Here is a 20,644-nt window from a genome sequence, read left to right as displayed (position 1 = left end):
TACGGCTAATTTATTTGTTGTTTTGTCGATGTTAAAAATCAGTAGGTTATTTTGCCTCATTTTGCCGTCAAGCAAAGAATTTGTTATCACAATATATCATTCTTATAGTAATAGTATTAGAGGCGGTGCAAAATGTGTAAAACTCTCAAAATCGTTTTATTTCAATGATTTTGCCCTAAAAAAATTTAACATCGTGTTTGTGAAAAAAATGTTTAAACTGTGTAAAATTTTTGTTTTCCACATACGGTGTGAAAAACTATAGTGTGGAAAAGTAAAATTTTGTGGAAAAAATTAATAATAAATCATTTAAACCGCACCTTAAAAAATTAAACCGATTTTTGCCTCCTTTGTGTAAAGGGTGCGGGTCTCCTGTGGAGACCTCTGCATTTTAATGCAGAAGCACCGACCGAACCGGCAGGTGAGACGGTGGGTGCGATTTATCGCACTCGGAGGGATTGTAAATAATTTCTTATCAATTATTTAATTATTAAAATTAACTATTCTTTAACGTTATTGATAATGTCACTAACTTGATATTCAAGTGCCGAATCCGACTTCATCTTTTCTTCAAACTTTTCTACATTATACATAACGGTAGAATGGTCTTTGCCGAATTTTTCGCCGATAGCTTTAAAGCTCATATCGGTTACTTCACGGATAATGTAAAAGCACATTTTTCTTGCAATGCTTACATCGCTTGTTTGTTTTTTGCTGTAAATGTCCTCAACCGAAACGCCGGTTGTTCTGCTTACTTCGTCAACAATGGTTTTGAGTATGTCGCCGATTGGGCGAACATCGTTTTGTACCGCTTTGATGGCACCTTGTGCAAGCGAAATTGTAGGCGTTTGTTCGCTGAATTTGCAAATAGCCTGCAATCTCTTTGTAATGCCCTCAAGTTGACGAATGTTTGTTTTTATGTTTTGTGCAATGTATTCAACAACGCTGTCGTCCTCAATTTCAAAATCAAGGAGTTGTGCTTTTCTTTTGATGATTGCACATCTTGTTTCAAATTCCGGTGACTGAATGTCTGCCAAAAGTCCGCTTTCAAATCTTGAACAAAGTCGTTCCGTAAGCGATTTGATTTCTTTAGGAGGACGGTCGGATGTCAGCACGATTTGTTTGCCGTTGTCAACAAGGCTGTTGAAGGTATGAAAAAACTCTTCTTCCGTCTGTGTTTTACCGGCGATGAACTGAACATCGTCAACCAAAAACAAATCAATATTGTTTCTGTATTTATTGTGGAATTCATCAACCGTTTTTTTGCCGAGGCTTTCGATAAATTCGTTGGCAAAATTTTCAGCCTTAACATAGGTAATTTTCATTTCCGGATAATTGCGGCTTACTTCGTAACTGATGGCATTGAGCAAGTGAGTTTTGCCCAGTCCGCTTGAACCGTAAATGAAAAGAGGGTTGTAATTGTAGTATTTTGCACCGTTGCTGATTTGACCCGCAGGGTCTGCAGCAATGGCTTTTGCCGCAGCGTAGGCAAATCTGTTGCTCGGACCTACAATAAAGTTGTCAAAAGTAAATGTTTCGTTTTTAAAATCGGCAAAACTCATCTCCGTTTTTTGCTTTTGGCTCATTTCGTCTTCCGGACAGTAAAAATTGATTTTTACTTCAAATCCGCAAACTGCCATAAATGCCTCTTCAATCAAACTGCCGTATCTGCCTACAACCGTGTTTTTCTTAAACTCATTGCCGAATTTAAGTGTTGCTTCGCTTCCGTTAAACTTTGTCATTTCTATCGGAGTAAACCAAAGGTTGTATGCGGTTTCGTTTGTTTGCTCTTTGCAATAAAGGAGAACATTTTGCCATAATTCTTGGTATGTATCCATAAAGTATTATTTTCTCTCCAATTATGTCGTTATTTTATCTTAAATCGTGTTTATTTTAATTTTTTAGGTTTATGTAAAGTTTTTGTATTGTGCCGAGTGGCCGGCCTTGCTCGGGACAAATAAACAAGACTGAGGCACTATACATAATCTATTATAGTAAACATCCCACTTTAAGTCAACATTTATTTAAAATAAATAATAATTATAATCTTATTATAATATATACCCTGTATAATATAGCGTTAAAATACTATGATGATTTTTGATTGGATAATATTGTTGCAATTTGAATGTTTTTAATCTATAATAAATTCAAATATTAAATATTAGAAAGGCAGAATATGAAAATATTTAAACACCGCGGCGATATTTATATCAGCAAGTCAAGCGGAAAAAAGAGCAGAGAAGAGCATATTTTGCTTATTTTGCTTGCAATAATTGTAATATTTACGGTTGTGTTTTTTGCGATTTTGTCGCAAAAATATTCGTCGGTTAAGGAATTTTTTGCCGGCGACAGCGTAACCGTTACGCAACAGGCAAATAACGGCGTTGAAGAATTGCCGCAAATATCGGGCAAAAGCAATTTTTTGATTATTGAAACGGATGAGGAAGAATCCGTTATTCACTTTGCATTTTTGGTGCAGGCGGACAAGGACACACAAAGCTACAAGGTTTGCTCTCTGTCACCCGATACGGATATTGACGGTCAGTCGCTTTATGATTTGTATTCGCTCGGCGGCGGAGCAACAATTCAAACAAAACTCACCGCTTATCTCGGCATAAACATCGATTATTATGCCGCACTCAAAACCGATGATTTTATAGAATTTGTCAACAAACTCGGCACATATATTTATCCGTCGGACGAGGCAATTAAATTCAGCAATGAAAATCCGGATGATAAGTATTCCGTGCGTATCGGTACGGGCGAACAAAAACTTTCCGGTTCCGAAACTTCCGACCTTTTGCGTTATTATTCAAACGAAAAAGTAAATTATGCCAAAGCAAACCAAATCATTCTTTACGGACTTACGGAACTTTTCAATGCCGAAAATTTTGACAATGCCGAGGCAATATTCAGGTTGTTTATAAACAGTGCCACAACAAATATCACGGTCCGTAATTTTCAGGATAATATTGACGCACTTGAGGTTTTTTGCAAGAAAAACAGCGACATTGCGGTATATTCCGCAACAGTTAAGTACAAATCAAATGTATTAACTCCAAAATCCGTGCAGGAAATTAAGGGTTATTTCAGCGAATAGAAATAAAATAAACATATTATGCCTCCCATTAATTTTAAGGGGAGGTGGCAACACGAAGTGTTGTCGGTAGGGTTTAAACTCTTTTGTCTTTTTGCTACGCAAAAATCTGCTTTTCTTTGCAACAAGGCAAGCATAAGAATATATTGAGGAATTATTATGATTACAGAAGAAAACAAGCAAAAAATAATGAATGCCGTTCGTGACATTCTTGAAGCGGTGGGCGAAGATGTAAATCGTCCGGGTCTTATCGAAACACCTAAAAGAGTGGCAAATATGTATGAAGAAATGTTTGCCGGTCTTGACAGTGACGCAAAACAGCACCTCAAATTGTTTGATGAAAAATCAAATGACGAGATGGTTATTGTGCGTGACATTCCGTTTTCGTCAATGTGCGAGCACCACTTGCTTCCGTTTGTGGGCAAGGCTCATATTGCTTACATTCCGTCGGATAACAAAATTCTCGGACTTTCAAAATTTGCGAGAATTGTTGACAATTTTGCAAAGCGTCCGCAGGTTCAGGAGCGTTTGACTTCGGACATTGCCGATTTTTTGGAAGAAAATCTTTCGCCTAAAGGTGTTGCCGTTATTATTGAAGCGGAGCACACCTGTATGTCAATCAGAGGTGCAAAGGCTTCCGGCTCGTCAACCATGACTTCGGCACTTCGAGGAATTATGAAAAAAGACGCACGCACAAGGGCAGAGGTTTTGTCTTTGTTAAAATCGTAAAAACATTATTTTACCGAAAAAAGAGGCTTTGTTATGATTTGGAAATGTACCGATAAAAATATTGAATACGGTGACAAACCGCTTGTTATGGGTATTGTCAATGTCACACCTGACAGTTTTTCGGACGGCGGCGACCATTTTACACCCGAGGCGGCTGTGGAATATGCCTTGAAGCTTGTTGAAAACGGAGCGGATATTTTGGATTTCGGTGCACAAAGCACCCGTCCGGGATATACCGAGATTTCGCCTATTGAAGAAATGGACAGGCTTGAGCCGGTTATTTCAAAGGTCAGGGCACAAACCGATGTGCCGATAAGCATTGACACTTATTTTCCCGTTGTTGCCCTCAATACGATTGAATGGGGTGCAAATATCATCAACGATGTCAGCGGTGTTATAACCGAAAAAATGGCAAAAGTTGTGCGGGATAACCAAGCAGGTTGGATAATTATGCACAACGGTGCAGGCGGAGTTGACGAAGTGCACAAATTTTTTAATGAGTCAATCAACAAATGCAAGGTACTCGGAATAGACAAATCTCAGATTTGTTTTGATATGGGCATAGGTTTCGGCAAGGACAGAGTGCAGGATTTGGCTCTCATTTCGCGTATAAGCGATTACAAGCCTGACGGCTACCCTCTGTTACTCGGAACAAGCCGAAAGCGTGTTATAGGCGAATACGGCGGCGAGAGCGTGCCTAAAAACCGTGATTACGGCAACATAGCAGCCGATACGGCGGCAATTTTGGGCGGAGCGGATATAATTCGCCTTCACAATGTAAAAGCCGAAAAACAGGGCATAGATATGGCGTACGCAATCAAAAAAATGCAAAGTAAGGGATAATTATGGATAAAATTTCAATAAAGGGCTTAAAACTTTTTGCCTACCACGGAGTTAATCCTGAGGAAAAAGAAAACGGTCAAAATTTTGTTATAGATTTGGATTATTATGTCAACATTGCAAGGGCTTGCCAAATGGACACGCTTGACGACACGGTAAGCTATGCAAAGGTTGTAAAAACAATTCGCCGTGTGTTTACGGCTGAAAAATATGATTTAATCGAAAGAGCGGCACAGGTTATCGCCGATGCGGTACTTGATGAATTTGAGGATATTTTTAAGGTTGAGATAACTCTCAAAAAACCCGAAGCACCTATAAGTGCCGAGTTTGATTATGTTGCTGTTTCAATTACGAGAGAAAGGTAAAAAATTATGACTTATGTTCTTGCGATAGGTACAAATATCGGCAACAGAAAAGAAAATATCGACAATGCGGTTGAGGCAATCAATCTTGTTCCGAAAACTTCGGTTATTGCCTGCTCCTCGATTTACGAAACCGAGCCGGTCGGTTATGCCGAACAGGATGATTTTTACAATGCCGTTGTTCTTGTTGAAAGCGGTCTTGACCCTCACGAAATGCTCGGTGCCTGCCTCGGTATCGAAGCGGGATTCGGCAGAATAAGACAAATTAAAAACGGTCCGAGAGTTTTGGATATTGACCTCATTTTTGCGGAAGATAAGGTTATAAACAGCGAAAATCTGGTTTGCCCTCATCCTCGGTATTCAGAGCGTAGATTTGTACTTGAACCGCTTTTGGAGTTGTTCCCGAACGGCGAATTTTTTGACAATAATTTCCTGAAATCCGCCGAAACCATTGACGGTCAATTTGTCAGAATTGCAGACAAAATTGATATAAAATAAAAAAATTACCTCTGTTATTATTACAGCCGAAAGCACAAACTATTATTGCCGACAAGGCAAAACGCTGTAATGAAAACGGAGGTATTTTTATGAATGTCAAAACATCAAAAATAATGATGAAGTGCATCGGTGCAACGCTTGCACTCTGCTCTGTTGCGGCAGTTGCAGGAAGCTGTTGCTCAAATTCCACTTCGTCATCAACCAAAAAATTTATGAAAAAAACGATGAACAAAATGTCGGACATTGCAGACACCGTTGCATCGTTTATGTAAAAAAAGCCTCCTCAAAAAAGAGGAGGCTTTGCAATTTTAAACTTATGCCTTGTTTACAGAACCGAAGAGTTCCATCTTTTCCTTAACCTTGTCGCAGATAGCCTGTGCGCCCGGAGCGAGGAGTTTACGAGGGTCAAAGCCCTTGCCTTCTAAGTCCTTGCCTGCTTCGATGTAAGCACGGGTTGCTTCCTGGAATACAAGCTGGCATTCTGTGTTTACATTAATCTTTGATACGCCGAGGTCGATAGCCTTCTTAATCATATCGTCAGGAATACCTGTACCGCCGTGAAGAACGAGTGGCATAACACCTGTCTTTTGCTGAACAGCGTCAAGTGTTTCAAATGAAAGACCTGCCCAGTTTGCAGGGTACTTACCGTGGATGTTGCCGATACCTGCAGCAAGCATATCAACGCCGAGGTCTGCAATCATCTTGCATTCGTTAGGGTCAGCACATTCGCCGGCACCGATAACGCCGTCTTCTTCACCACCGATTGAACCTACTTCTGCTTCGATAGAAAGACCGAGGTTGTGAGCAACATTTACAAGTTCTGTTGTCTTTGCAACATTTTCCTCGATTGGATAGTGTGAGCCGTCAAACATAATTGATGTAAAGCCTGCCTTGATGCACTTGTAGCAGCCTTCGTATGTGCCGTGGTCAAGGTGAAGTGCAACAGGTACTGTGATACCGAGTTCTTCATCCATAGCCTTTACCATAGCCGCAACGGTTTTAAAGCCTGTCATATATTTGCCTGCACCCTCTGATACACCCAAAATAACAGGGCTGTTGAGTTCCTGTGCAGTGAGAAGAATAGACTTTGTCCATTCAAGGTTGTTAATATTGAACTGACCAACTGCATAGTGGCCTTCTTTTGCTTTTTTAAGCATTTCTGTAGCGGAAACTAACATAATTTTACTCTCCTATATTGTTAAAATTTGAGTATTCCTACTCATTCATCAATAGTATAATACATTGTTATATAAATATCAACCTTTTTTTGTAGACTGCCGATAAAGCACCTAAAATACGGTAAATTTTAATTGTTTGCGGGAAGATGGTATCTTCCCCTACGATTACCGTAGGGGCGGATATTATCCGCCCGACACAATATACGCTGTTATTCAATCTCCATAACGGATTTGAGTACCCATTTTGCACTTTGTTGAACCTCACCGACAGTGATGCCAAACGGTTTGCCGAGGGTGGCAAACAATGTTCCGTCCGGCTTGCCGTTTGTAACTCTTTCACCGCCCGGCATAAGCACATTTACGCCGCTTCTCACTCTGTATGCCTGGTCACGCATTTTAGGGAATTCAATGCTCTTTGACGGGTGCATCCACCAGTCGGTCATAACATTGCCCTCGTAACCCCATTCGTTACGCAAAACGGTTACGCAGGTGTCGTAGTTGTAATGGCTCCACACACCGTTTATTTTGTTGTATGAAGTCATAATATTTTTTGGGTGAGCCTCTTTTATGCAGATTTCAAACGCTTTGAGGTAGATTTCACGCAGTGCACGCTCGCTGACTTGTGAATCGTTTGTGGTGCGAGCAAGTTCCTGATTGTTGCACGCAAAGTGCTTTGGACACGCAGAACCGCCGAGCGACTGAATACCCCTTACGCAAGCCGCACCCATTTTGCCGCTTACATACGGGTCTTCGGAGAAATATTCAAAGTTTCTGCCGCAAAGCGGATTTCTGTGGATATTCATACCCGGAGCAAGGAGCACATCGCTGCCCTTTTCTTTCATTTCTTTTGCAATGATTGAATACAGCTTTTCAACAAGTTTTGTATCAAATGTGCAGGCAAGAAGCGTGCCGATAGGCAAAAGTGAGCAGCACGATAAAATTCTTATTCCCGACGGGCCATCTGTTGTGATAATCGGCTTAATGCCTTTTTCACGCAGACTTTCAAGCACACCGCCGTATGCGCCGGCGTTGCCTTTTGCACCGAGCGGCGAGTTCATTTTGTAGTCGCCTCTTGTGATTGCTTCAAGTTCAACATTGTCAAGCTGTGCCACAAATTCGTCAAGTGTTGCCTTGCCGTCTTTTACATCTTGGAGTTTAATTCCTTTGTCGCCCGTTTGCTCAATGTCGGCAGGGAGATTGTTGAGTATTCTTGTTGCAAGGTCGTATTTTTCCTTTGCAACCGTTTTTGTGCTTAGGAAGTAATTGCCGTGCTTTTCTTCCGCACGCCAAACAAGAAAGTTCGTTTTAGGTGCACAAACTTGCTTCAACTGTTCCCAAACCTCGGTGTTTTCCTGATAATATGTAAACACTTTTTCGGCAGACCTGACACTGTTTCCGGCATAAAAATCGTATTCGCCTTTTTGGGTTACATACGAACTTGCGTTGTTTGTTGAGCCGCAGTCGTCGTATGATGTCAGCTGATACATATCAACGCTCATAGTCACTTTTTGACTGCCGTTTGGCTCGATGAGTTCGGTTTTTGCAAAGCCGACAAGCTCTCTTTTCGGGTTACCGAGCTTTCCGCAAGGCTTGTTGAGGTAAAGCTGAACGGTTTCTTTGCCGGCAAAGTCGCCCGTGTTTGTAACGGTAAATTCAAAATCAAAGCCGTTGCCGTTTGCTTTTGCTTTGTCGCACTTGATGTCAAAGGTTGTGTAGCTCAAGCCGAAGCCGAAAGGATAAAGCACCTTTTCCTTGGCAAAGCTCTCAAAATATCTGTAACCTACAAAAATATCCTCGGTGTATTCGTTTGCTTTTTTGTTGCCGAATTGTGCCGATGACGGATAATCATAGTAGTTTCTTGCAATGGTGTCGGTGAGTTTTCCGCTTGGGTTAACATTGCCGCAAAGCAGGTCGGCAACGGCATTGCCGCTTTCCATTCCGCCTTGCCAAACATACATTACCGCACCGATTTTGTCGCCGTAGTGCTTAACCCAGCTCATATCAATGATGTTGCCCACATTGAGCAGAACAACAACTTTTTCAAAATAAGATGTTACAAGGTCGAGCATTTCGATTTCTTCATCGTGAAGAAAATAACTGCCGTTTTCAAGGTCGCAATCTCTGTCCTCGCCCGATGAACGGCCGATTGTAACCACCGCAACATCGCTGTTTGCACAGGCGTTTTTAACTGTTTCATCGCTGAGCGGCATTTCCCAATATCTCAGCGGCCAATGTGCCCAGTAACCGTGCGATACGGGATTTTTTTCACGCCATTCCGTATAGATGTTGTGGAGCGTATAATTAAGGTTCAGCTTGTCGCAGTTTTCTATGCCCTCGGCAATGTCAATGTTGTACGGTCTGATGACATCACCGCCGCTTCCGTAGCCTACAAAAAAGTAATCTTTGTATGTTCTGCCGAAAAGTGACACGGTTGTACCCTCTTTAAGCGGCAAAACATTGTCGTTTTTCAACAAAACAGCACCTTCTGCCGCCGCCTGACGGGCAAGTTTCGGCATACCGTCGGTGATTGTTTTTTCAACATCGGCATTTCCGTTTTCGTCTTGCGAAACAGATGTGAATTTTGTAACGATTTTTCCGATTTTGTCGTTGAATTTGTCCTTAAAAGTCATAGTGCATCTCCTTGTGCTTATGTTGACGGTTTGTACCGGTCTTCAAACAGTTCTTCAAGATGTTCGCTTGTTTTTGCAAGTCGCCTTTGCGACACCAAAAATACTATTTCGTCCCCGGCTTTCAGCACAACATCTCCGTTAGGGGTTATGCTGTCCTCGCCTCGTTCAACCGTGATGATAAGAGCGTGCCTGCCCCAATCAATGTCTTTGATTTTTTTGTCGGTAAGGTCGCTTCCCGTCGGGATAACAAATGATTTGATGATTTTTTCTCTTTTTGAAATTTCGCCGCCCTGTTCCTCGCTTGTCGGTGCGGAAATCCTTGCAAGGAGTGCTTCATATACCGGTTCGCTGCCCAAAAGGTTAGACACCGCATAGCTTATCAGTGCAACCGTTACAAGCGGCAAAATGTTGTTCATATTACCCGTAAGTTCAAACACCAAAACAACGCCTGTAATCGGGCTTTTGATGGTTGCAGAGAAAAATCCTGCCATGCCGATAACGGCAAATTCCTGCCAAAGTCCGTCCGGAAGTCCTGTGATTTGAAGTGCTATTGAGCCGAAAGCCGCACCGAGATATGTACCCAAAATACACAGAGGATAAAGCGTTCCGCCCGGTGCACCGCACGCAAAACAGATTGCACCAAACAAAAATTTTGCAACCAACAGTCCGAACATAACGCCGAATCCCGGCTTTTCATTCATCAAAAACTCAACCATTGAGTGACCGCCGCAAAGCACCTGCGGGCAGACAAGTCCCACAACTCCGCTGAAAACGAAAACAAGCGGAAGCTTGACGGTGTTGGGAACTTTTTTTATCGCCTTAAAGGAGTCTTGCAATTTGAGCATAATTTTGGTATATCCTACGCCTGAAAGACCGATAATTATGCCCAGTAAAATCAAAATCCAGTAGTATTTCAGCGGAAAATTAACCGTGTCGTAGCTGAAAATTGTGCTTTGACCGAAAAACAGCTTTGACACATAGTCGGCAACAACGGTTGCCACAATGCCCATGCAAAGAATGTTTTTGTCAAACGAGTGATGTATTTCTTCAAGCACAAACATAATTCCGGCAAGCGGAGCGTTAAATGCCGCCGCCATACCTGCACCTGCACCGCACGAAATCATACGGAGCTCGGTGGTTTTGTCTGCTTTTGTGATTTTTGCAATGCCCTTTGCCGCCATACCGCCAAGCTGAACACTCGGACCCTCTCTGCCGAGCGAAAGTCCCGCAAATACCGAGGCTGTACCGCCGATGAGTTTTGCAACAAGCACCTTCCACCACGACGGCGACATTCTGCCTTTAACTTCGCCCGTAACCTGCGGAATGCCCGAACCGCCCGAAGCCGGCTCCCACTTGATGATGTAGCAAACAAATGTGCCGATAAGCCACAAAATGCCAAACCATATTGCGATTTTCCACCAACTGCCGTGGATAAATGTTAAAACTTTGTTGAGTCCGTCCTCCGCAACGGACAGCATATATCTGTACAGCACGGCAACAAGTCCGGCAAACAAGCCTACTTCAAGCCCTCTTATAACAAGAAAGAAGGCTTCGCTGTTTTTTGATTTAATTTTCCTGATTGTGTTTAACTTCTTTTGTTCTCTCATACTTACTATTATATATATTACCTTTGCACTTTTCAACAAGAAAATGGAAATATCCGCTGACAGAAATTGTGTTGATTTAGCTTTGGTGTTTGTGTATAATAATATTAGAAAAAGAAAGGAGCGATTTTATGACAAAAACAGAAATAGAAAATCAAATCAGACAACTGCTTGTAAAATATAATGCGGAATATGCGCTCCTTTTCGGCTCATATGCAAGGGGCGAAGAAACCGAAAATTCGGATGTTGATGTTGTTGTTTTTGGCGGTGACGGATTTAAAAAATATAATATTTTTGCCTTTGCCGAGGATTTGCGACAACTTACGGGCAAGGATGTTGACGCATTTGAAATTTGCGAGATAGACAAATCTACACCGTTTTATGACAATGTTATTAAAGAAGGAATCAAGATTGCATGAAAAAGTCTGACACAGAAAGAATTAAAAAAATTGTTTCCACTTGGGAAGCGTTGAAAAGACAGATTGACGAACATTCAATCACCAAAGAGCAATTGCTTGATGATGAGTTTTCGCAATGGGCGGTTACAACACCTCTTTACAATATAGGCGAGCAAGTGTACAAAATCAGTGAAGAAACAAAAAAACAACATCCTCAAATTATTTGGAGCGTTGTGTCGGGTTTGCGTCACCGCCTTGTTCACGATTATGAGGGCATAAATTGGAGCATTATCGTTGATGTGATTTTTAACGAGATGGAAGAATTTGTGAACGATGTCAAAAAATTAATATAGCAATAAAAACCCTTTCCGTTCGGATAGGGTTTTTATTATAAAAAAGAGGCGAACACAGTTCGCCCCTACGAAATATTAAATTTTTAATCTCTGTAGATGATTGCTTCTCTTTCAGGGCCGTTTGATACCATATTAATCTTGTGGCCGAGTTCGTTTTCAACAAAGAGAACATAGTCCTGTGCTTCCTTAGGGAGCTTGTCAAATTCCTTGATGCCCCTGATGTCGCAGTGCCAGCCTTTAAGGGTTTTGAACACCGGCTTTGCCTTTTTGAGCACAGATGTTGTCGGGAAGTCTTTTGTTACTTCGCCGTCAATGTCGTAGCCAACGCAAACCTTGATTTCTTCAAGATATGAGAGGCAGTCGAGAGCGGTCATAACAACCTGTGTTGCACCCTGACATTCAATGCCGTAGCGAGAAGCAACGCAGTCAAACCAACCTACTCTTCTCGGTCTGCCTGTTGTTGCACCGAATTCGCCCTTGTCGCCGCCGTGGATACGGAGTTCCTGAGCCTCGTCGCCGAAAATTTCGGATACAAATTCGCCTGCACCTACAGCAGAAGAATAAGCCTTTGTTACAACAACAATGTCCTTAACCTCGTGAGGCGGAATTCCGGCACCTACACAGCCGTAGCCTGCAAGTGTTGATGAAGATGTAACCATAGGATAAATGCCGAAATCAGGGTCTTTAAGAGTGCCGAGCTGACCTTCAAGCAAAATGTTTTTGCCGTCTTTGAGTGCCTGTGCAATGTACTTGTGAGTGTCGCAAACATAAGGTGCAATCTTTTCTCTGTACTCTACGCAGGTGTTGTAAAGTTCTTCTTCGCTGAGAAGCGGCTTGTGGTAAACATGCTCAAGAGTGAGGTTTTTGAGCGTGCAGATGTTCTTGAGCTTTGCCTTGAGAGTTTCGTCATCAAAAAGCTCGTTAACCTGAATACCGATTTTTGAATATTTGTCCGAGAAGAAAGGTGCAATACCGCTCTTTGTTGAACCGAATGCGTTTTTGCCGAGTCTTTCTTCCTCGTATGTGTCAAGTAAAATGTGATATGGCATAAGGATTTGTGCTCTGTCGCTTACAAGAAGCTTTGGATTAAGCCCTGCCTTTTTAACATCTTCAAGCTCGTTGATAAACTTGTTGATGTCAAGTGCAACACCGTTGCCGATGATGCAGGTTGTGTGATTGTAGCACACACCCGACGGCATCAAGTGAAGTGCAAATCTGCCGTGTTCGTTGATGATGGTGTGACCTGCGTTTGCACCGCCCTGAAAGCGAATAACGATGTCGCTCTTTTCAGCGAACATATCCGTGATTTTACCCTTGCCTTCGTCGCCCCAGTTGGCGCCTACTATTGCTCGTACCATTTTTATTCTCCTTAGAATTTATATTAGGCGAACACAGTTCGCCCCTACGGTTTGGATCGTGGTTATTAGGCGAACCCGGTTCGCCATACATATATGTTTTGATTTGTAGGGGAGGATATCATCCTCCCGCAAAATATTTTAGTGATGGAACAAACGAATTCCTGTCATTGCCATTGCAATGCCGTACTTGTCGCAACATTCAATAACATTTTCATCTCTTACCGAACCGCCCGGCTGTGCGATGTACTTAACGCCCGACTTAACGGCACGCTCGATATTGTCCTCAAACGGGAAAAATGCATCAGAGCCGAGAGCAACATTGTCCATCTTTTCGTGCCATGCGGCTTTTTCTTCTGCCGTAAACGGTTCAGGCTTAACGGTAAAGTATCTCTGCCATACGCCGTCTTTGAGGAGTTCCTCGTAATCATCAGAGATGTAGAGGTCAATTGCGTTGTCGGCATCGCATTTTCTTATGCCGTCAACAAACGGAAGATTGAGCACTTTTTCGTTTCTTCTGAGCCAAAGCATATCCGCCTTTGAGCCTGCCATTCTTGTGCAGAGAATTCTGCTCTGTTGGCCTGCACCGACGCCGAGGGTTTGACCGCCCTGTGCGTAAACAACGGAGTTTGACTGTGTATATTTGAGTGTAATCATTGAAATAAGCAAATCGATTTTTGCAATTTCGGGAATTTCCTTAACCTTTGTCGGCATATCGTCAAACAAATCCATAGTGATTTTTGCATTGTTGCGTTTTTGCTCAAACTTAATGCCGAAAACCTGCTTTGTTTCCATCTCTTCGGGAACATAATCAGGGTCCATTTGGATGATGAGGAAGTTGCCTCTGCGCTTTGATTTGAGGAGTTCAAGTGCCTTGTCGCTGTATGACGGAGCAATGATACCGTCGGATACTTCTTTCATAAGGAACTGTGCAATCGATTCGTCACACTCGTCCGAAAGAGCAACAAAATCGCCGAATGATGACTGTCTGTCCGTGCTTCTTGCTCTTACATAAGCCTGTGCAATCGGAGAAAGCTCAAGACCGTCGGGAACCATACAAACCTTTCTGTCTGCTTCGTCAAGCGGTTGAGCAACAGCCGCACCTGCCGGCGAAACATGCTTAAAGCTTGCGGCACTCGGAAGTCCTGTTGCCTCTTTTAATTCTTTGACAAGCTGCCATGAATTAAAGGCGTCAAGCAAATTGATATAGCCTGCCGCACCGTTGAGAACGGTAAACGGAAGCTCTTTGCCGTCCATATGGATTCTTGCCGGGTTTTGATTTGGATTACAACCGTATTTTAACTTATATTCTGTCATTGATACACCCCGTAAAATCAGATATTTAGTCTATAATAAAAATACCATAGGTAATTATTGTACAATATTTTGTTGCAGTTTGCAAGTGAGAATGCTACAATATTTGCAGTAATATGTAGAAAAGGAGCGGGGCAATGCACGGCTTTTTGGTAGTTAATCACTATTTGCACGGTGGAAAGTACAACGAACTGCACAATCATTTGTTGGTTTCAGCTAAAAACAAAGGCGTAGATTTGGATATTGTTACCAATGAAAACGCACTTTTTTCGGATGAAAAACCCGATTTTGTTCTGTTTTGGGACAAGGACACAATGCTTGCAAAATCGTTTGAGAACAAGGGCGTTCCCGTTTTTAATTCGTCACGCTCAATTGAACTTTGCGATGACAAGGCAAAAACTTATTTTGCTCTTGAAAACAAATTCAGCCAGCCAAAAACGATTATTGCACCGCTTTCGTTTTTTGCCGTGGATTATTCACGATTTGTGAATACGGCGGTGGAAAATTTGGAACTTCCCGTTGTTTTTAAGGAGCGTTGCGGTTCGTTCGGCGAGCAGGTGCATTTGTGCCAAACGGTTGATGAGGTGATGAATTGTATCAACGGCAAGCCGTTTCTTTTGCAGGAATATGTTGAGTGTGACAATTCGGATGTAAGGCTTGAGGTTGTGGGCGACAGGGTGGTTGCCGCAATGAAAAGGCATAACGACAATGACTTTCGCTCAAACATCACAAACGGCGGTACTGCAAGCGAGTATACTCCGACAGAATACGAAAAACAGACAGCCGTGGCTGTGTGCAAAGAACTCGGTTTGACTTTCGGCGGAGTTGACATTTTGCCAAACGGTGCGGTGTGCGAAGTTAATTCAAACGCCCACATTATCAACATTATGAACACAACGGGTGTGGATGTTGCACCGTTGATTTTTGACGAAATATCAGAGAAAATTAAGTAGATATGAAAACGATTTTGGTTTATTCGCCCGAGGAAGCCGCACGCAATTCCTTTGTGGTGAAAAAATTTAAGGAACAGCTTGGGGCGGAGCTTGTTGACCCGACGGCGAGGGTGCAGGCTGATGTTGTCATCAACCGAAGCAACGACTTTGCGGTTGCGGAATATTACGGCAAAACAGGTGCAAAAGTTTTTAACGGTGCGGAGTTTTGCCGTCTTGCAAACGATAAACAGCTTTGTTATGATTTTATGCAAAAGCGTGGCATAGAGATTATGCCCACAAGGTATTCAATTCCGCCTTTTGTGAAAAAGCCGAAGAATTCCCACGGCGGCAACGGTGTTGTTATGTGCCGCAGTGCGGAGGAATACGATGAAAATCAGGTGTGCCAAATGCCGGCGTCCGACCTTGGCAAAGATGTGCGTGTGTGGGTGCTCGGCGGAGAAATCGTTGCTTCGATTTTGCGTGTGTCCGATACCGATTTTCGTTCAAATTATTGCCTCGGCGGCAGGGCGGAACTTTATAATCTTTCAGCCGAAGAAACGGCAGAGGTGCAAAAAATCATTGATTTGGTATCTCCGCTCGGTGCTCATTATTACGGCATTGATTTTGTGTTCAATCACGGCAAAGCCGTCTTTAATGAGTTGGAGGATACCGTCGGCGCACGAATGGTCTATGACCTCACCGATATTGACATTATAGATAGGTATATAAAGTATATAATAAAGAATATATAAAATTAACAATTTCGTAGGGGCGAACTGTGTTCGCCTCTTTGTTTTTGTTATATAAAAATAAGGCGACCAAAGGTCGCCCCTACGATTGATTTATATTTTTATGCTAACAAAAAGTATCCCAGCACGCCGTAGACTGTGGAGAGCATTACAAAAATGTTTGCAACGGCACTCGTTTTGCCCTTGGCAATGCGGATAACTATGCCGACGGCGGAAATTATCAGTCCGCACCAGGCGATGATAACCTCACGCATATAGTTGTCGGGCAGTGAGGTGGCACTGATGAATGTTACAAGCACATTGAGTGCAACCGCAAGCCAAAAGAATATGATGTGCACGGTTTCGTTGCCCTTTGGTTTGAACATAAATATTGATGTCATTATAAACGAAAATGCAATTATAATCTCCAAAATAAGCATTGGACTTAAAGCTAAAGTAGGCATAGTTTCTCCTTTATTTCATAAACTTGTCTATTGCCGCGTTGAGCTCGTCAATCATTTCGGTGTCGCCGTCCTCAACCGCATGCACAATGCAGTGCTCCATATGGTCTTTCAGTATCACCTTGCCGGTGTTGTTGATGGCGGATTTAACCGCCGCCAACTGAATGAGCACATCGCTGCAATCCTCGTCATCTTCAACCATTTGCTTAACCTTTTGCAAATGACCGATAGCACGGGCAAGGCGGTTTGACACCTCACGCCTGTGCTCTTCGGAATGATGATGGTGATGTTTGTGTTGCAAATCACTCATATTGTACCTGCCGATTACTTAAAGTATTTTACGCCGCTTTCAAAGAGAAGCATATCCTTTTCAAACGGAACATTTTTGTAAAGATTGTCGCCCTTACGCTCGCAGTGACCCATCTTGCCGAGTACACGGCCGTCAGGTGATGTGATACCCTCAACCGCACAAACGGAGCCGTTAGGGTTAAACGGCATATCGGCAACAACTTCGCCGTCAAGGTTTACATACTGTGTTGCAACCTGACCGTTTTCAATGAGCTTCTTCATAACATCTTCGTTTGCAACAAATCTGCCCTCGCCGTGGCTGATAGGCACTGCAAACATATCGCCTGCGTTAACGCCCGAGAGCCAAGGTGATTTAACGCTTGTAACTCTTGTGTACGCCATTGAAGAAATATGTCTGCCGATTGTGTTGAATGTAAGAGTCGGGTCGTTTTCGTTGATTGTTTTGATTTCGCCGTACGGAACAAGACCGAGCTTGATAAGAGCCTGGAAGCCGTTGCAGATGCCGAGCATCAAACCGTCACGGCAGTTGAGAAGCTTTTGAACAGCCTCGCTGATTTTAGGATTGCGGAATGTTGTAGCGATAAATTTGCCCGAACCTTCAGGTTCGTCACCGCCCGAGAAACCGCCCGGAAGCATAATGATTTGGCTCTGCTCGATTTCTTTTGCCATTTTGTCGATTGTTTCGTTGATGGCGGCTGATGAAAGGTTGTTTACAACAAGAACGGAAACATCTGCACCTGCTTTTTCAAATGCACGGGCAGAGTCAACCTCACAGTTTGTGCCCGGGAATGCAGGAATGAATACTCTCGGCTTTGCAACCTTGTTCTTTGCAACAAAGATAGAACGCTCCTTGTAAAGCGGCACATCTTCGTACATCTTAGCCTGCTTGCCCGAATCGGTAGGGAATACCTTTTCGAGTTTGCCTGTCCAAGCCTCTATGAGGTCATCGCAGGTGTAAACCGTGCCGTCAATGATGAACACGCTGTTGTCGTTTGTAGTACCCAAAACAACGCCGTCAAATGCGTTTTCGTCTGCAAGTTCAAGCACAAAACTGCCCTGAAGCGGTGCAAACAAATCCTTGCTGTCAAGGTTTTGAGCAAATGTAACGCCTGTTTTGTTGCCGAATGCCATCTTGCATACGGTAGCTGCCGAGCCGCCCTCTTTTACCACGCCTGCCGCAAGAACGGTGCCGTTTTTGATACCGTCGGCAACGGCAATCATAAGGTCGAGAGCCTCTTTATATTTAGGAAGTCCTGTTTCTTCGTCAACAGGAAGTTTAACGAGTTTAACGGTTGAGCCGTTTTGTTTGAACTGTGCGGAAGCGGTTTCGCTTGCTTTTGAAATACCTACTGCAAACGAAACAAGAGTAGGCGGAACATCAAGGTCGTTGAAGCTGCCGCTCATTGAGTCCTTACCGCCGATTGACGGAGTGTTGTAGCCGATTTGAGCCGAAAGTGCACCCAAAAGTGCTGCTGTCGGCTTGCCCCAACGCTTTGGCTCGTTGCCGAGTTTTTCAAAATATTCCTGGAATGTAAGTCTTGCGTCTTTCGGATTGCAACCAACCGCCGCAAGCTTTGCAAGTGATTCCGTAACGGCAAATGCTGCCGAATGGAACGGTGACCAGCGTGAAATCTTTGGCACAAAGCCGTAAGACATAACCGTTGCCGTGTCGGTTTCGCCCTTGAGAAGCGGAATTTTTGCAACCATTGCTTCTTCAGGTGTGAGCTGATATTTGCCGGCATACGGCATAAGAACGGTGCTTGCACCGATTGATGCGTCAAATCTCTCAACAAGTCCCTTTTGGCTTGCAACTTCAAGTCTTGAAAGGTTTGCTTTGAGAGCTTCTGCGTTGCTCATTCCTTTAAGTTCAGACGGAATTTCGTCACGGTATGATGTGTCGTCAATACCTGCGATTTCGGCATTTGCGTGCTGAACAACACCGTTTGTGTTGAGGAAGTCACGGCTGAGGTCAACAATCTTGTCGCCTCTCCAAGTCATCTCAAGTCTGTTATTGTCCGTAACCTTTGCAACGATTGTTGCTTCAAGGTTTTCTTCGTTTGAAAGTGCAATGAATTTTTCTGCGTCTGCCTTGTCAACAACAACTGCCATTCTCTCCTGTGATTCGGAGATGGCAAGTTCTGTGCCGTCAAGACCTTCATATTTTTTCGGAACAGCGTCAAGGTCAATCTGCAAGCCGTCTGCAAGTTCGCCGATGGCAACGCAAACACCGCCTGCACCGAAGTCGTTGCAACGCTTAATCATCTTTGAAACTTCGCTGTTGCGGAACAAACGCTGAATTTTTCTTTCCGTAGGCGGATTACCCTTTTGAACTTCCGCACCGCAGGTTTCGATAGATGAGCTGTCGTGTGCCTTTGATGAACCTGTTGCACCGCCGCAGCCGTCACGGCCTGTGCGACCGCCGAGGAGAATGATTACATCCTCGTTTTGCGGAACTTCACGGATAACATTTTCTTTTGGTGATGCGCCGATAACCGCACCGATTTCCATACGCTTTGCAACATAGCCCTCGTCATAAAGTTCTGTTACCTGACCTGTTGCAAGACCGATTTGGTTGCCGTATGATGAATAACCCTGTGCCGCACCCGTGGTGATTTTTGCCTGCGGAAGTTTTGCGTCAAGAGTTTTTTCAAACGGAGTTGTCGGGTCGCCTGCACCCGTAACTCTCATTGCCTGGTAAACATATGCTCTGCCCGACAGCGGGTCACGGATTGCACCGCCGAGGCAGGTTGCCGCACCGCCGAAAGGTTCGATTTCGGTTGGGTGGTTGTGTGTTTCGTTTTTAAACTGAACAAGCCACGGCTCTTTTTTGCCGTCTATTTCAACATCAACATTAATGGAGCAAGCGTTGATTTCTTCGCTTTCGTCAAGGTTGGTAACAACCCCTCTCTTTTTGAGCACCTTTGTGCCGAGGCAAGCCATATCCATAAGGCAAACAATCTTGTCTTTTCTGTCGCCGTAAACTTCTTTGCGAAGTGCAAAGTATTGTTTAAGAGCTTCTTCAACAGCCTTTGAATATTTGCCCTCGTCAATCTTGATTTCGTCAAGCTGAGTGGCAAATGTGGTGTGACGGCAGTGGTCGGACCAATATGTATCGATAACCTTGAGTTCCGTAAGCGACGGCTCACGGTTTTCGTCATTCTTGAAATAGTCACGAACCCAGCACAAATCCGCAATGCTCATTGCAAAGCCCATTGATGCGTGGTATTTTGCAATTTCTTCATCGGTCATATTGATAAAACCGTTTATGCGAACAATATCAGCCGGAACATCACTCTTGATGTCGAGCGTTTCAGGCTTGTCCATAGATGCAAGTCTTGATTCAACCGGGTTGATTACATATGCCTTGATTTTGTCAAATTCTTCATCGGTGATGTCGCCCTTAACCGCAATGATTTTTGCCGATGCAACCGTAGGACGCTCGCCCACCGTAAGAAGCTGAATGCACTGTGCCGCACTGTCGGCTCTTTGGTCGTACTGACCCGGGAGATACTCCGTTGCAAACACTTTCCATTCAGGCGAAAATGTCATTTCGTCATAATAAACATCGTCAAGGTTTGCTTCGCTGAACACACCTTTAACGGCTGCTTTGAAGCTTTCCTCCGGCAATCCCTCTGCGTCGTATCTGTTGATGATACGCACCTCTTCAAGTCCGGTTATGCCGACATTGTTTTTGAGGTCCTCCAGCATATGGACAGCCTCAATGTCGTTACCTTTTTTCTTCTCTGCGAATACTCGATAAACTTTGCTCATAAACTTGCTCCTGTAATTATAATTTTTATGATTAAATATTTTAACATATAATATTCCGCATTACAACGGTTTTTTGCAAATAGTC

The 20,644-nt window shown here is 43.4% G+C and carries 19 protein-coding genes; 10 read left to right on the top strand and 9 right to left on the bottom strand.

Going from position 1 to position 20,644, the window contains the following annotated elements; translation table 11 throughout:
- Window positions 1-497 precede the first annotated feature (497 nt).
- Entirely contained in the window at window positions 498-1,835 is a 1,338-nt protein-coding gene (gene dnaA / locus Q0E08_RS00900) for a chromosomal replication initiator protein DnaA (protein WP_294775141.1), read from the bottom strand.
- A 341-nt stretch (window positions 1,836-2,176) separates the two neighbouring features.
- On the opposite strand from dnaA, the gene Q0E08_RS00895 reads away from it, so the two are divergent.
- From Q0E08_RS00895 to Q0E08_RS00870, 6 genes are all read left to right on the top strand, one after another.
- Window positions 2,177-3,100 carry an LCP family protein gene (locus tag Q0E08_RS00895; protein WP_294775139.1) on the top strand — a complete coding sequence of 308 codons (924 nt, stop codon included), beginning with the start codon at window positions 2,177-2,179 and terminating at the stop codon, window positions 3,098-3,100.
- A gap of 156 nt (window positions 3,101-3,256) precedes the next feature.
- A complete protein-coding gene (gene folE, locus Q0E08_RS00890; RefSeq protein WP_294775137.1) occupies window positions 3,257-3,826 on the top strand; it encodes a GTP cyclohydrolase I FolE in 570 nt (189 codons plus the stop codon).
- Window positions 3,827-3,859: 33 nt separating this feature from the next.
- A complete protein-coding gene (folP, locus tag Q0E08_RS00885) occupies window positions 3,860-4,669 on the top strand; it encodes a dihydropteroate synthase (RefSeq protein WP_294775134.1) in 810 nt (269 codons plus the stop codon).
- Between the two features lie 2 nt (window positions 4,670-4,671).
- Entirely contained in the window at window positions 4,672-5,031 is a 360-nt protein-coding gene (gene folB / locus Q0E08_RS00880) for a dihydroneopterin aldolase (RefSeq protein WP_294775131.1), read from the top strand.
- Between the two features lie 6 nt (window positions 5,032-5,037).
- The gene (folK, locus tag Q0E08_RS00875) at window positions 5,038-5,526 is read left to right on the top strand and encodes a 2-amino-4-hydroxy-6-hydroxymethyldihydropteridine diphosphokinase (protein WP_294775129.1); all 489 of its coding nucleotides are present in this window, start codon (window positions 5,038-5,040) and stop codon (window positions 5,524-5,526) included.
- A gap of 89 nt (window positions 5,527-5,615) precedes the next feature.
- Window positions 5,616-5,798, top strand: a complete 183-nt coding sequence (locus tag Q0E08_RS00870) for a hypothetical protein (RefSeq protein ID WP_177663198.1) — start codon at window positions 5,616-5,618, stop codon at window positions 5,796-5,798.
- Between the two features lie 42 nt (window positions 5,799-5,840).
- On the opposite strand, the gene fba is transcribed toward Q0E08_RS00870, so the two are convergent.
- The 3 genes from fba to Q0E08_RS00855 form a co-directional block, all read right to left on the bottom strand.
- Complete coding sequence (gene fba, locus Q0E08_RS00865; RefSeq protein WP_294775126.1) at window positions 5,841-6,704, bottom strand: class II fructose-1,6-bisphosphate aldolase; 864 nt, start codon at window positions 6,702-6,704, stop codon at window positions 5,841-5,843.
- A gap of 209 nt (window positions 6,705-6,913) precedes the next feature.
- The gene (locus Q0E08_RS00860) at window positions 6,914-9,334 is read right to left on the bottom strand and encodes a glycoside hydrolase family 3 protein (protein ID WP_294775123.1); all 2,421 of its coding nucleotides are present in this window, start codon (window positions 9,332-9,334) and stop codon (window positions 6,914-6,916) included.
- Window positions 9,335-9,351: 17 nt separating this feature from the next.
- Window positions 9,352-10,941, bottom strand: a complete 1,590-nt coding sequence (locus tag Q0E08_RS00855; RefSeq protein ID WP_294775120.1) for a ClC family H(+)/Cl(-) exchange transporter — start codon at window positions 10,939-10,941, stop codon at window positions 9,352-9,354.
- Window positions 10,942-11,069: 128 nt separating this feature from the next.
- Here Q0E08_RS00855 and Q0E08_RS00850 point away from each other — a divergent pair, with 128 nt between their 5' ends.
- Both Q0E08_RS00850 and Q0E08_RS00845 read left to right on the top strand, forming a co-directional pair.
- A complete protein-coding gene (locus tag Q0E08_RS00850; RefSeq protein WP_078768651.1) occupies window positions 11,070-11,357 on the top strand; it encodes a nucleotidyltransferase family protein in 288 nt (95 codons plus the stop codon).
- Complete coding sequence (locus tag Q0E08_RS00845; RefSeq protein WP_294775116.1) at window positions 11,354-11,689, top strand: DUF86 domain-containing protein; 336 nt, start codon at window positions 11,354-11,356, stop codon at window positions 11,687-11,689. Before Q0E08_RS00850 ends, Q0E08_RS00845 begins: the two co-directional genes overlap by 4 nt.
- 83 nt (window positions 11,690-11,772) lie before the next feature.
- Here the strand turns inward: Q0E08_RS00845 and Q0E08_RS00840 are convergent, their stop codons facing one another.
- Both Q0E08_RS00840 and Q0E08_RS00835 read right to left on the bottom strand, forming a co-directional pair.
- Window positions 11,773-13,047 carry an adenylosuccinate synthase gene (locus Q0E08_RS00840; protein ID WP_294775114.1) on the bottom strand — a complete coding sequence of 425 codons (1,275 nt, stop codon included), beginning with the start codon at window positions 13,045-13,047 and terminating at the stop codon, window positions 11,773-11,775.
- A gap of 138 nt (window positions 13,048-13,185) precedes the next feature.
- Window positions 13,186-14,361, bottom strand: a complete 1,176-nt coding sequence (locus Q0E08_RS00835; RefSeq protein ID WP_294775111.1) for a phosphoribosylaminoimidazolecarboxamide formyltransferase — start codon at window positions 14,359-14,361, stop codon at window positions 13,186-13,188.
- Window positions 14,362-14,495: 134 nt separating this feature from the next.
- Between Q0E08_RS00835 and Q0E08_RS00830 the strand changes: the two genes are divergently transcribed.
- Window positions 14,496-15,311, top strand: a complete 816-nt coding sequence (locus Q0E08_RS00830) for a RimK family alpha-L-glutamate ligase (RefSeq protein WP_294775108.1) — start codon at window positions 14,496-14,498, stop codon at window positions 15,309-15,311.
- Between the two features lie 2 nt (window positions 15,312-15,313).
- Window positions 15,314-16,042 carry a RimK family alpha-L-glutamate ligase gene (locus tag Q0E08_RS00825; protein WP_294775104.1) on the top strand — a complete coding sequence of 243 codons (729 nt, stop codon included), beginning with the start codon at window positions 15,314-15,316 and terminating at the stop codon, window positions 16,040-16,042.
- 98 nt (window positions 16,043-16,140) lie between these two features.
- Here the strand turns inward: Q0E08_RS00825 and Q0E08_RS00820 are convergent, their stop codons facing one another.
- Genes Q0E08_RS00820 through Q0E08_RS00810 form a run of 3 tightly spaced genes read right to left on the bottom strand, consistent with a single transcriptional unit; the run spans window position 16,141 to window position 20,559 of the window.
- Window positions 16,141-16,482, bottom strand: a complete 342-nt coding sequence (locus tag Q0E08_RS00820; RefSeq protein WP_294775101.1) for a hypothetical protein — start codon at window positions 16,480-16,482, stop codon at window positions 16,141-16,143.
- A 10-nt stretch (window positions 16,483-16,492) separates the two neighbouring features.
- Window positions 16,493-16,789, bottom strand: a complete 297-nt coding sequence (locus tag Q0E08_RS00815) for a metal-sensing transcriptional repressor (RefSeq protein WP_294775099.1) — start codon at window positions 16,787-16,789, stop codon at window positions 16,493-16,495.
- A gap of 14 nt (window positions 16,790-16,803) precedes the next feature.
- Window positions 16,804-20,559, bottom strand: a complete 3,756-nt coding sequence (locus tag Q0E08_RS00810) for a phosphoribosylformylglycinamidine synthase (protein WP_294775098.1) — start codon at window positions 20,557-20,559, stop codon at window positions 16,804-16,806.
- Between the last annotated feature and the right edge of the window lie 85 nt (window positions 20,560-20,644).

The organism is uncultured Eubacterium sp. (genome assembly GCF_934561735.1).
GTDB lineage: Bacteria > Bacillota > Clostridia > Oscillospirales > Acutalibacteraceae > Eubacterium_R.
Note: the sequence above shows the minus strand (reverse complement) of the source record. Positions and strands in the feature narration are given on the sequence as shown.

What these genes read in the sequence shown, in the direction of transcription:
- dnaA (WP_294775141.1), bottom strand. Translation starts at nt 1,835, where the DNA reads ATGGATACATACCAAGAATTATGGCAAAATGTTCTCCTTTATTGCAAA.
- Q0E08_RS00895 (WP_294775139.1), top strand. Translation starts at nt 2,177, where the DNA reads ATGAAAATATTTAAACACCGCGGCGATATTTATATCAGCAAGTCAAGC.
- folE (WP_294775137.1), top strand. Translation starts at nt 3,257, where the DNA reads ATGATTACAGAAGAAAACAAGCAAAAAATAATGAATGCCGTTCGTGAC.
- folP (WP_294775134.1), top strand. Translation starts at nt 3,860, where the DNA reads ATGATTTGGAAATGTACCGATAAAAATATTGAATACGGTGACAAACCG.
- folB (WP_294775131.1), top strand. Translation starts at nt 4,672, where the DNA reads ATGGATAAAATTTCAATAAAGGGCTTAAAACTTTTTGCCTACCACGGA.
- folK (WP_294775129.1), top strand. Translation starts at nt 5,038, where the DNA reads ATGACTTATGTTCTTGCGATAGGTACAAATATCGGCAACAGAAAAGAA.
- Q0E08_RS00870 (WP_177663198.1), top strand. Translation starts at nt 5,616, where the DNA reads ATGAATGTCAAAACATCAAAAATAATGATGAAGTGCATCGGTGCAACG.
- fba (WP_294775126.1), bottom strand. Translation starts at nt 6,704, where the DNA reads ATGTTAGTTTCCGCTACAGAAATGCTTAAAAAAGCAAAAGAAGGCCAC.
- Q0E08_RS00860 (WP_294775123.1), bottom strand. Translation starts at nt 9,334, where the DNA reads ATGACTTTTAAGGACAAATTCAACGACAAAATCGGAAAAATCGTTACA.
- Q0E08_RS00855 (WP_294775120.1), bottom strand. Translation starts at nt 10,941, where the DNA reads ATGAGAGAACAAAAGAAGTTAAACACAATCAGGAAAATTAAATCAAAA.
- Q0E08_RS00850 (WP_078768651.1), top strand. Translation starts at nt 11,070, where the DNA reads ATGACAAAAACAGAAATAGAAAATCAAATCAGACAACTGCTTGTAAAA.
- Q0E08_RS00845 (WP_294775116.1), top strand. Translation starts at nt 11,354, where the DNA reads ATGAAAAAGTCTGACACAGAAAGAATTAAAAAAATTGTTTCCACTTGG.
- Q0E08_RS00840 (WP_294775114.1), bottom strand. Translation starts at nt 13,047, where the DNA reads ATGGTACGAGCAATAGTAGGCGCCAACTGGGGCGACGAAGGCAAGGGT.
- Q0E08_RS00835 (WP_294775111.1), bottom strand. Translation starts at nt 14,361, where the DNA reads ATGACAGAATATAAGTTAAAATACGGTTGTAATCCAAATCAAAACCCG.
- Q0E08_RS00830 (WP_294775108.1), top strand. Translation starts at nt 14,496, where the DNA reads ATGCACGGCTTTTTGGTAGTTAATCACTATTTGCACGGTGGAAAGTAC.
- Q0E08_RS00825 (WP_294775104.1), top strand. Translation starts at nt 15,314, where the DNA reads ATGAAAACGATTTTGGTTTATTCGCCCGAGGAAGCCGCACGCAATTCC.
- Q0E08_RS00820 (WP_294775101.1), bottom strand. Translation starts at nt 16,482, where the DNA reads ATGCCTACTTTAGCTTTAAGTCCAATGCTTATTTTGGAGATTATAATT.
- Q0E08_RS00815 (WP_294775099.1), bottom strand. Translation starts at nt 16,789, where the DNA reads ATGAGTGATTTGCAACACAAACATCACCATCATCATTCCGAAGAGCAC.
- Q0E08_RS00810 (WP_294775098.1), bottom strand. Translation starts at nt 20,559, where the DNA reads ATGAGCAAAGTTTATCGAGTATTCGCAGAGAAGAAAAAAGGTAACGAC.